The 10,980-nt window shown below is 68.6% G+C and carries 7 protein-coding genes; 3 read left to right on the forward strand and 4 right to left on the reverse strand.

The genetic code is table 11. From position 1 onward, the window contains the following. The first annotated feature begins 35 nt into the window (after nucleotides 1–35). Nucleotides 36–176 carry a hypothetical protein gene (locus OV287_RS30670; protein ID WP_267537594.1) on the forward strand — a complete coding sequence of 47 codons (141 nt, stop codon included), beginning with the start codon at nucleotides 36–38 and terminating at the stop codon, nucleotides 174–176. A 77-nt stretch (nucleotides 177–253) separates the two neighbouring features. On the opposite strand, the gene OV287_RS30675 is transcribed toward OV287_RS30670, so the two are convergent. After that, on the reverse strand, nucleotides 254–6,790 hold the full coding sequence (locus tag OV287_RS30675; RefSeq protein ID WP_267537595.1) for an IPT/TIG domain-containing protein: 6,537 nt from the start codon (nucleotides 6,788–6,790) through the stop codon (nucleotides 254–256). Here OV287_RS30675 and OV287_RS30680 point away from each other — a divergent pair. Then, nucleotides 6,784–7,059 carry a class I SAM-dependent methyltransferase gene (locus tag OV287_RS30680; RefSeq protein ID WP_267537596.1) on the forward strand — a complete coding sequence of 92 codons (276 nt, stop codon included), beginning with the start codon at nucleotides 6,784–6,786 and terminating at the stop codon, nucleotides 7,057–7,059. The genes OV287_RS30675 and OV287_RS30680 overlap by 7 nt on opposite strands. A gap of 105 nt (nucleotides 7,060–7,164) precedes the next feature. Here the strand turns inward: OV287_RS30680 and OV287_RS30685 are convergent, their stop codons facing one another. Both OV287_RS30685 and OV287_RS30690 read right to left on the reverse strand, forming a co-directional pair. Continuing rightward, a complete protein-coding gene (locus OV287_RS30685) occupies nucleotides 7,165–7,755 on the reverse strand; it encodes a hypothetical protein (protein WP_267537597.1) in 591 nt (196 codons plus the stop codon). A gap of 87 nt (nucleotides 7,756–7,842) precedes the next feature. After that, complete coding sequence (locus tag OV287_RS30690) at nucleotides 7,843–8,187, reverse strand: hypothetical protein (RefSeq protein WP_267537598.1); 345 nt, start codon at nucleotides 8,185–8,187, stop codon at nucleotides 7,843–7,845. Between the two features lie 218 nt (nucleotides 8,188–8,405). Between OV287_RS30690 and OV287_RS30695 the strand changes: the two genes are divergently transcribed. After that, nucleotides 8,406–9,788 carry a cytochrome P450 gene (locus tag OV287_RS30695; RefSeq protein WP_267537599.1) on the forward strand — a complete coding sequence of 461 codons (1,383 nt, stop codon included), beginning with the start codon at nucleotides 8,406–8,408 and terminating at the stop codon, nucleotides 9,786–9,788. Between the two features lie 25 nt (nucleotides 9,789–9,813). Here OV287_RS30695 and OV287_RS30700 read toward each other — a convergent pair whose 3' ends face one another. Further along, the gene (locus OV287_RS30700) at nucleotides 9,814–10,920 is read right to left on the reverse strand and encodes an MBL fold metallo-hydrolase (RefSeq protein ID WP_267537600.1); all 1,107 of its coding nucleotides are present in this window, start codon (nucleotides 10,918–10,920) and stop codon (nucleotides 9,814–9,816) included. Nucleotides 10,921–10,980: the final 60 nt, after the last annotated feature.

The raw sequence follows: 10,980 nt of genomic DNA on the forward strand, positions 1-10,980 counted from the left end.
TCCTCCTGCCGTCCCTATATATCAGTCTGATATAAATGCGCCACGAGGAATGGCGCCCCGGGGGGCGGGTCCCCCATCTGGGAGAAGGTGTGGTGGACCTCGCCGGCCTGCTGCTGGCCGCCGCACCGCTGGGCTACGGCCTCGTCTGCTGGCTGCGGGCGCCACCCTCGGCCTGAAGCCGCTGGAACAACCGAGCAACGAGGGCCTGGAGCCGCGAGCCGGTTCCAGGCCCTTCGCATCTACAGCCGTGGGCTCACCGCCGCGAAGCCCTCCGACGCAGCCGCAGCGCCAAGCCGAGCAGGAGGTACGGCGCGGCCCCCGGCAGGCCAGGGACTTCCGCGCAACCTCCGCCCCCCCCGCCGTTGCCTTCGCCCTCGCCCGGCCCCGGCTCCTCCGTATAGGTGAAGCCTCCCTCCAGCCGGCCGTTGGCCCCACCAGGGTTGAGGACGGACACCTCCACCGTCCCCGGCGTGGCGTGGGGAGGTGTGGTGGCCGTGAGGGACGTCGCGCTGGCCACCACGACGTTCGTGGCCTCCGCCCCTCCGAGCGTCACTCGGGCGTTGGGAGCGAAGTTGAGGCCTCGAACGGTGATGGCGGTCCCCCCCTTCGTGGAGCCGGTGTTGGGGCTGACGGAGGAGACCGTCGGGGGCCCGTCCACCTCGTAGAGGAAACCTCCCGCCTGGACTGCCCGACCCCCGTCCGGGTTGATGACCTCCACGTCCACCCAACCCGACTCGTGGGCCGGCGTGAGGGTACTGATGGAGGTGTCGCTCACCACGAGCACCGAGGTGGCCGCCACGCCTCCGAAGCGCACGGTGGCGCCCGGCGCGAAGCCCGAGCCCCGCAGGGTGACCGATGTGCCGCCCCCTGGCGGGCCCGCGGTCGGCGAGACGGAGGAGAGGACCGGGAGAGGCGCCGCCTCATAGGTGAACGCCCCCGGCAACGTCGCCTCCTGCCCGTCCGGATTGGTGACGGTGATGTCCACCCGTCCCGCTGCGTGCGCCGGCGTGGTGGCCGTGAGGGAGCTCGGACTCGCCACCTCCACTACTGGGGCCGCCACACCGCCGAACGTCACGCTGGCGCCCGGAGCGAAACCGCTACCGCTGAGCGTCACCACCGTCCCGCCGTTGCTCGAGCCGCGCACCGGTGAGCGCCCCACGAGCGTGGGGGCCGGAGCCGCCTCGTACGTGAAGCCCCCGACCAGGGTGCCCTCCTGCCCATCGGTGTTGCGCACCACCACATTCACCTTGCCCGGCGCGTGCGGTGGGAGGAGCGCGGAGAGCGAGGTGTCACTGGTGACGGTGACGCCGCTGGCGACCGCGCCGCCGAAGCGCACCGAAGCCCCCGGGCCGAAGCCGGTCCCCGTGACGGTTACCCGCGTCCCTCCTGTCGAGAGGCCATTGCCCGGAGCCACCGAGACGACCGTGGGCGGAGGCGGCACGTCGTAGGTGAAGGCCCCCGCCAGGGTGGCGCCCTGCCCGTCCGCGTTGCGCACCACCACGTCCACCTTGCCCGGCGCGTGCGCGGGCGTGGTCGCGGAGAGGGACGTCGCGCTGGTCACGCTCACCGCCAAGGCCTCGACGTCCCCGAGGAGCACCTGGGCTCCCGGCGCGAAGTGGGCACCGGTGAGGGTGACGCGCGTGCCTCCCGTCGCGGGACCGCGCCCCGGGTTGATGGCGGCCAGGGTCGGCGCAGGCACGGGCTCGTACGTGTAGGCCCCGGGCAGCGAGGCCAGCTGCCCATCGGGGTTCCTCACCACCACGTCCACCGTGCCCGCCGCCCGAGCGCTCGTCGTCGCCATGAGGGAGTTGGAGGCCCCCCACGTCACCTCGGTGGCGCTCGCACCGCCGATCAGCACCGTGGCACCCGGTGCGAAGTTGCTCCCCGTGAGCGTGACGCGCGTCCCGCCGGAGCTCAGACCACTTCCGGGGCTGATGCCCGAGAGACTCGGCGAGGGAGCCGCGACGTACGTGAACCCGTTCGCCAGCGTGCCGATCTGCCCGTCCGGAGCCTTCACCACCACGTCCACCGTCCCCGGCGCATGCGCGGGCGTGGTCGCGGCGAGCGACGTGGCATCGTTCACATAGACCTCCGTGGCCGGCACCCCGCCGACGTGCACCGTGATGCCCGGAACGAAGTACCTGCCGGTGAGGAAGATCCGCGTGCCACCGTTGGACGTGCCCTCGCTGGGGCCGAGCCCCATCACCACCGGCGCCGGGGACAGGCTGTAGGTGAAGGAGGCACCGAGCGTGGCCGTCTGCCCGTCCGGGTTGCGCACCACCACGTCCACCGTCCCCGGCGCATTCGCGGGCGTGATCCCGGTGAGGGTGGTGGAGTCGACCACGGTGACGCTCGTCGCGCTGGCGCCGCCCATGCGCACGGTGGCTCCGGGCGCGAAGTTTCCGCCGCGCAGGGTGAAGGACTCTCCACCCGAGGACATGCCGGTGTTCGGGCTCACGGACGCAAGGGACGGTCCACTCGAGGCAACGTACGTGAAGCCACCGCCCCGCGTGGCCGACTGCCCATCCGCGTTCTCCACCTCCACGTCCACGACGCCCGGGGCATGCACCGGCGTGAAGGCCGAGAACGAGGTGTCACCGAGGACGGACACGCCCGCGGCCTCCGCCCCACCGAAGCGCACCTTCAGTCCGGTCCGGAAGCCCGAGCCGGAGATGGTCACGCGTTGGCCCCCGTTGCTCTCGCCCCAATCCGGGGTGACGGAGGAAATCGCGGGCTGCACCAGATAGGTGAACCCCTTGGCGAGCACCGAGGACTGCCCGTCCGGATTGATGACCGCCACGTCCACGAGCCCCGCGGCGCGCGCCGGAGCCGTGGCGGTGAGGGTGTTGGCACTGATGACGGTCACATCGGTGGCCTCGACGGAGCCCAAGGTCACCCGGACCCCTGCCACGAAGTTCGAGCCCGTGAGCGTGAGCGCACTCCCTCCCCGCGTCGGCCCGGAGCCTGGAGCGACGCCCGTGAGCACCGGCGCGGGAGCCTTCTCATACGTGAAGCCCCCGCCCAGGGTGACGCTGCTCCCGCTCGGGTTGGAGACCACCACGTCCACGACCCCCGCTGCGTGCGCCGGAGTCGTGGCGGTGAGGTGCTCGGCATCCGTCACGGAGACACCGCTCGCCGCCACCCCCCCGAAGGACACCGTGGCACCTGGCTCGAAGCCCGAGCCGGTGAGGTTGACCCGCGTCCCTCCGGTGGAGGGGCCGGTCAACGGGCTGATGCCCGTGATGCGCGGTGGCGGCACCAGCTCGAAATGGATCCACGCCGCGCCCATGGCACAGCGCACCTGGAGGACCCCGGACGCCGAAGACTCCGGCACGACGACCTGCATCCGCGTCCCCGTATTGGAGAGGACCCTGGCTCCACTGGAGAGGCCGGGGAAGAGGGCCTGGCACCCGGACAGATTCGTGCCGGACAGCTCGACGGTGGCACCCACCGCGGCCCGTGCGGGGCTGATGCCGGTGAGCGACACGGCGCTCCCGGAGTCGATGATGAGGCTGGCCGAGGAGGTGGCGCTGCCCAGGGTGTTCACCACGGTGATGGGACCGGTGGTGGCTCCCAGAGGCACCACGACGAACAGCCGCGTGTCACTCCCGGTGTACGAGAAGAGCTCCGCCTTCACCCCGTTGAAACGGACCTCGGTGAGCCCGGTGAAGCCGGAGCCTTCGAGCACCACCTCTGTACCGAGGCCGGCCCGGGCCGGAGCGAAGCCGGTGAGGGTGGGCGCGTTCACGGCATGGAGGGTGAAGCTCTCCGTCGAGACCGCCATGCCACCGCTCGCCTGGAGCAAGATGGGACCCGTGCGCCCACTCCAGGGGATGGTGAAGACGACCTGCGTGTCGCCGAGGACCTTGAAGGAGCCCCCGCCCCCCGTCACGCTCACCCAAGACGTACTGGCGAGGCCCGTACCGGTGATCGTCACCTGGGTGCCGGGCGGGCCGCTCGTGGGCGAGATGCGGGAGATGACCGGTCCCGGAACCACCGTGAAAGGCTGGCTCGACGTGGCGGTGCCCAGAGAGTTCTGCACCGAGATGGGACCCGAGGTCGCTCCATCGGGTATCCAGAAATAGAGGGACGTGCCTGAGCTCATCCCGAACCGAGCCGGGGTGCCATTGATGCGCACCTGGGTGGTCCCGGTGAAGCAGCCACCCCGCACCGTGGTCATGACATTCGGCCCACCGGTTTCCGGAGAGAACTCGGTGATGAAGGGCGCACAGCCGCTCACCACGGTGAAGTCCACGGAAGCCAGGGAGTTGCCCGCCGCTCCGGAGAGCGTCACGGGCCCGGAGACCGCTCCGCTCGGCACGTCGGCGGTCATCTGGGTATCGCTCAGCACCTCGAACCGGGAGGAGGAGACGCCTCCGAAGCGCACGGTGCTGGTGCCGACGAAGCCCGTGCCGGTGAGCGTCACCCGGGTCCCGGCCGGGCCACTCGTCGGTGAGAGGCCTGTAACGGCCGGCGGTGGGAGGACCGTGAAGGAGGTGCTGGACGTGGCGCTGCCCACGGAGTTGGTGACCTGGATGGGCCCGCTCGTGGCTCCGGGCGGCACCTGGACGGTCAACGCGCCATCACCGGAGGGGAAGAAGTACCTCGCCGGGATGCCGTTGAAGCTCACCCGCGTAGTACCGGTGAACCCCGAGCCGTAGAGGTAGACGAACGTTTCGACGCCGCCCGCCGAAGGGCTGATGCGCGTGAGGGTGGGCGCGCTGTTGGCATCCACGACGAACTCGCCATCGGAGTAGCTGTAGGACTCGCCGACGAGCGTGATCCGCCCGGTGCGCGCCCCAGGAGGGACGATGAGCTTCATCTCGGTGTCGCTGACCACCATGAAGGTGGCGTCCTGTGACGTCTCGAACCACACCCGGCGGACCCGGGTGAAACCGGTGCCGGTGAGCGTCACCGTGGTGCCGATGGTGCCGCGCGCGGGAGTGAAGCTGGTGACGGCCGGCCTCGAGAGCACGGTAAAGGGCGTGCTCGAAGTAACCGCCCCCGCGCTGGTGACGACCCGGATGGGGCCGGTGCTGGCACCGGTCGGCACGGACGTACTCAGCCGCCCATCGCTCGTGAGGGAGACGGATGACGCCGGGACTCCGTTGAACTCGACCCGGCTCACCCCGGTGAAGTTCGACCCATCGATGATGACATCGATGCCCTCCTCACCGCTCGTCGGAGAGAAACGGGCGAGGGTGGGCACGGCGCTGCCGAGCACCGTGAAGCGCTCCGTGGAGGTGAGCGACTGACCCGCCACGGAGACCCGTAGCTGGCCCGACGTGGCTCCTGCCGGAACGATGGCGGTCAGCTGCGTGGCACTCACCACGGTGACGTCCGCGTACTCGCTCCCGAACCGCACGCTCGGGGACCCCGCGAAGCCGCTGCCGGTGAGCGTCACCACGGTCCCCACCGCGCCGCTCGCGGGGCTGAACCCGGTGAGCGTGGGCGCCGCCAGGACGGTGAAAGGGGGCGAACCCACTTGCCCCTTCGTGTTCACCACGCGGATGGGCCCACTGGTGGCACCGCTCGGAACGTTGACATAGAGGTACGAATCGCCACTGAGCGAGAAGCTCGTCGCGGGAGTGCCGTTGAAGCTGACCTCGGTGGTGCCGGTGAAGTTCGCGCCAACGAGGGTGACGCTGGTTCCGACCCAGCCGGTACTCGGAGAGAAGCTGCTCAGGCTGGGACTGCTGGTGCTCTGCACGGAGAAGCTGGAGTCGGAGGTGGCCCGTCCGCCCGGAGCGTCAACGCGGAAGGTCCCGCTCAGGGTCCCAGTCTTGATGGTGACGGTGAGCTGGGTATCGCTATTGGGGGTGACGGCCAGCGAGGTGTTCCCCAGGCGGACGTCCGTGGCACCGGTGAAGCCACTGCCGTTCAGGGTGACGAGCGTACCGACAGGGCCGGACGTGGGACTGAAACCGGTGATGCGAGGGGCTGGCAGGGCGGGCAGGATGGTGAAGTCGGACGACGAGACCCCCACGCCCTGTGAGTTGTACACACGGAGACGACCGGTGGACGCGTCCGTGGGGACGTAGACGTAGAGGCTGGTGTCGCTCTCCACGTAGACCGAGGCCTCGGCCCCGTTGAAGCTCACCGAGGTGGCCCCCGTGAAACCCGTCCCGGTGAGGGTGACGCGCTCGCCATGGCCCGCGGAGGTCGGGCTGAAGGACGTGATGGTGGGCGCGGCGCTGCTGAGCACGGTGAAGACACCGAATGTGGCGGACCCGTCCGGCGTGTACACCCGCAGCTCTCCGGTCGTCGCGCCCGATGGAACCGTGGCGGTGATGCGGGTGCTGTCGACCACCGTGAAGGCGGCGTCGTCCCCGTCGAAGCTGACCTCTGTCGCGCCCGTCAGGTTGTTGCCGGTGAGGGTGACCGTGGTGCCAGCGGCTCCATACCGCGGCGAGAAACCGGTGGGCTCCGGCTCTGGAATCACCGTGAAGGAGGTCGAGGAGCTCGCCGAGCCCGCGTCCGTGACGATCGTGATGGGTCCGGAGAAAGCCCCATCGGGCACTTTCGCCGTCACCCTCGTGTCGCTGTAGCGCGTGAATTCGGCAGCCACACCGTTGAAGCGCACCACCCGCGTCCCGGTGAGGCCGGTACCGTTCAAGGTGATGGTGCTCCACCCGGCCTCACCACTCGTCGGGCTGAAGCTCGTGAGGGTCGGAGCGGCCAGTTCCTGACGAACCTCTCCCCGAGGTGAATCCGAGACCGGGCGCGCGTCCCCACACCCCCCCAACACCAGCGCCGTGACCGCCAGAAACAATCCCCAGAACCGTGACATATGCCGTACTCCTCCGAGAGGGGGGGCGCATCCTCGGGGTTCCACGGAGGAAGATCCAGGGCCAGATTCACGTCCGCCTCAACCTCTCCCCTCCCCTGCCGTGCCCTCTCTTCTGGTTCGAAGAGGTCGACCTCGGCTACTTCACGCTGCGACTCTCCGATGCAGTCGGGCTGTCGGGACAGGTGGTTGCGACCGACATCAACGACGAGGCCCTCGAGAAGCTTCGCGCCCGTGTGTCCGAGCCGACGGGAAGACGACCAGACCCGTGACGAACATCATCAGCAACACTCTCTGACGACTCATCGTGTGCTCCTTTCTCGAAGGGTCGTAGTGAATCACCCGCGCGTCGAACGGACTCGAATGGCGTCCGAGCGCTATTCCCAGGAGATGTCGTAGACGAAGCGGGTGGCGCGCGGACCCTGCTCGCGCAGTTCCACCCGCCCCTTGCGATTGCAGCGGCGCAGGAACATCTCGAAGGCACCCGCGAGCGCCTGCGCGAAGGTCCCCTCGAGCAGCAGGAGGGGCGGGACATCCTCCAGCCTCATCTCCACCCTGCCCCGCTCGGCCGATTCCTGGCGGGGCTGGTACACGAGCCGCCCGCAGTCGCGGAACGACTGCTCCCACGCGTAGGGGGACCACTTGAGCAGGGCCTGCGGCGCCAGACCAAAGAGCCGTACCGAGCCATCGAAGAAGGTCTGCAGCAGCGGATAGGACGCCATGCGCTCCGCTTGCGTGGAGAGGAACTCGCGAAAGCCGGGAGTACCCAACGCGGCGTGGAGAGGCTCGGTGAGCTTCATGCTCTCTTCGATGGGCACCCACCCCATCCGAGGGGCGGATTCAATGAGCGCGAGTGTCTGCTCGGGGACCCGCGGCAACACCCGGCGCTGTGTCTCGGCGGGTAAGGCCCGGGCCCCATCGAGGATCATCCTGCAGACGAAGCCACGGATCGCAGGCTGGGGAGACATGAACCATCATTCTGCCACACAGGCCCATGGGCGGCTCCTTTTGCGCCTGGCCGTGGGTCTCAGCCGCCCAGCACGCCCCCTTGCTGCTCAGCTCTGGGGACTGCGGCCAGCACAGAGGTCCGGCAGCCGGCACGTCACTTCAGTGGGAACATTGGCGGAGTCCCTTGACTCGACGCCGCACGGCTCTCCCTCCATATAAGAGGAGAGCGCGGAGCACAGCTGCTCGCAGGTGGTGTCCGGGCCAACGGTGCTGCCGTCGGGGAACTGTAAGCGCGGAGGGACGGTGACCCACCGATCCTGCTGGCTTCCGGAGCCGCTCTCCTTGGAGTCGCAGGGGTTCTCCTGGCCGCAAGCGGCGAGCAGAGAGAGAGGGGCGAGGAGCAACCATCGGGCGACGGTGTGGCGCAGCTTCCGGCGGGTTGTGTTCATCATGTCGTAGCGTCTCGAAAACCTGCCGGCCTCAGGTGCGGCGAGTCTGGCACACGAGACCGGAGCAAGTAAGAGGCGGGAGCGCTTGGAGGGGCACTCCAGGCCCAGGGACCTGGTGGCGCCGGTTTTCAGGATAGGCTGACGCGCTCACGAGCAGACCGCTCCGGGCTTCATCCACGAAACGGGGGGGACAGACCATGAGCCGCAACGGATCCTCAGCAGTGAATCATTCAGCACTCGCATTGCCACCGAAGGTGTCGGGCGTTCCGCTCGTCAGCGCACTACCGAGACTGCTGAAGGACCGCTTCGAGTTCCTGGAGGCGGCCCGCCAACGTCTTGGCGACATCTACACCCTGGATCTCGGCTTCTCCGACGCCATCATCCTGAGCCACCCGCGGCATGTTCAGCACGTGCTGGTGGACCACGCGCGGAAGTATTTCAAGGGAGGTGCCATCTGGGAGTCGATGCGGACCTTCCTGGGCAATGGGCTGCCGGTGAGCGAGGGGGAGTTCTGGAAGCGGCAGCGACGCATGATCCAGCCCGCGTTCCACCACCAGCGGCTGATCGCACTGACGGAGAAGATGGTGGAGGCCATCGATGAAAGCCTCGCGAGCTGGGAGCAGGCGGCCAAAACGGGCGCCCCCTTCGACATCGCTGGGGCCTTCTCCCGGATGACCATGAACGTGATGGTCCGCGCGATGTTTGGCAGCGGGTTGGAGGCAGGCGAGGCAGAGCGGGTGGGCCAGGCGCTGGCCTACATCATTGACTATCTGATGGTGGGGATGATGACGAAATCCCTGCCCGAGTGGCTGCCCATCCCAGGCCGGGCCCGCTACCAGCAGGCGGTCCAGTACATCGATGAGGTCGTCTTGCGAATCATCGAGCGAGGACGGGCAAGCGCCGAGGAGGACAACCTGCTTTCTCTGTTGCTGCACGCAGTGGATACGGAGTCCGGCGAGCGGATGACCAACGCGCAGCTTCGGGACGAAGCGGTGTCTCTCTTCGTCGCCGGCTACGAGACCACCGCGGTGGGTCTGGCCTGGGCCTTCCATCTCATGACGCGCCACCCGGAAGTCTTCCAGCGGCTGCGGACGGAAGTGGACGAGGTGCTAGGCCAGCGGGTGCCCGGCTTCGCCGATCTGCGTCCGCTCACCCATGCTCGCAATGTGTTGCAGGAGTCGCTCCGGCTGTACCCGCCTGCGTATTGGATTCCCCGCACGGCGACGGAGGAGGACGAGATCGACGGCTACCGGATTCCAGCGGGGAAGATGGTGGTGGCCTTCACGTACCTCATCCACCACAACCCTGACGTCTGGGAGCAACCGGAGCGCTTCGATCCGGACCGCTTCACGCCAGAGCGCTCCGAGGGGCGGCACAAGCAGGCGTGGATACCCTTCGGTGCCGGCCAGAGACTGTGCATCGGCAGGGAGTTCTCGTTGATGGAGGGACAGCTCATCCTCGCCCGCATTGCCCAGCGCTACGACGTGTCCGCCATCCCCGGCCGAGAAGCCCGGATACACATTGGCACCAGCATCCGCGCGAAGAACGGTGTGTGGGTACACCTGAAGGCACGGACGCGTCCCGCCCAAGTTCGGACCGCTTGACTCCCAAGACCGCGGTCACGAATGCTCAAGGCGCGGGCGCGGGCACGATCGGAGCGGAGGCTGCTTCCACCGCGGGGATGTCGCGCCCCTCGCCGAAGCCCAAAACCCACCACTCGGGGACCTGCTCGCCCCGCTCCGCCAACACGCGCTTCAGGTCCTCCACCGGCTCCTCCTCACCATCGTCCGCGAGGTTGAAGGTGCCGTAGTGCATGGGGACGCTGTAACGCGCTCCCAAGTCCACGCTGGCCTGGACAGCCTCCCGCGGCGACACGTGGACCGGAGACATGAACCACTCGGGCTTGTAGGCACCAATGGGCAGCACCGCCAGACGCATGGGGCCGAAACGCTCCCGGGCCTCGGCGAACTGCCGGCCCCAGCCCGTGTCCCCCGCGAAGTAGGTGGCCCCATGCGGGCCCCGGAAGACGTAGCCCGTCCAGAGTGTGCCACCCCGGTCGTACAAGCCCCGGTTGGAGAAGTGCTGGGTGCGCGCGCTCACCAGCGTCACTTCAGGGGCCAGGGGGAACTCCTGCCACCAGTCCACCTCGGTGATGTGGTTCAGGCCCTCGCCTTCGAGGAAGGCGCGGTTGCCCAGGCCCGCGAAGACACGCAGCTCGGGGAACTTCTCCTGGAGCTTCCGCAACGTGGACACATCCATGTGGTCGTAGTGGTTGTGGCTGAGCACCACCGCGTCGATGGGGGGCAGGTCCTCGAAGCGGATGCCCGGCGGCCGCACCCGCTTGGGGCCGGCAAAGGAAACGGGGCTGCAGCGCTCGCTGTAGATGGGGTCGGTGAGGATGTTGAGTCCATCCAGTTGCAGCAGCACCGTGGCGTGGTTGATGAACGTCACGCGCAGGGCACCGCGAGCCACGCGCTCGGGAGGAGGCGCGCCGGGAGGCACGTCGTTCCACGCCTTCCACGGGCCCGGCTTCCGGTTGAGCTGCCAGTCCAGGAAGCTGCCCTTCTGCTCGCGAGGCTCCAGGTTGACGAAGCGCTCCCCGTCGAAGTGGTCCGTCTTCGGCCCCTTCCAGGTGGGAGCGGAGAACATGCAGCCGCCGATGCCCACGCCCCCCACGGTGACGGCCAACAACACTGTCAGTGAGAGGAGCACGCGGCGCAGCAAGGTCCTTTTCATGGGGCCCGTTCTAACCGCGATTCGGGCCCATCCGCCATCCAACCACCACCTCCCAGCCTC

The sequence above is a fragment of the Archangium lansingense genome, assembly GCF_026626635.1.
Classification (GTDB): domain Bacteria; phylum Myxococcota; class Myxococcia; order Myxococcales; family Myxococcaceae; genus Archangium; species Archangium lansingense.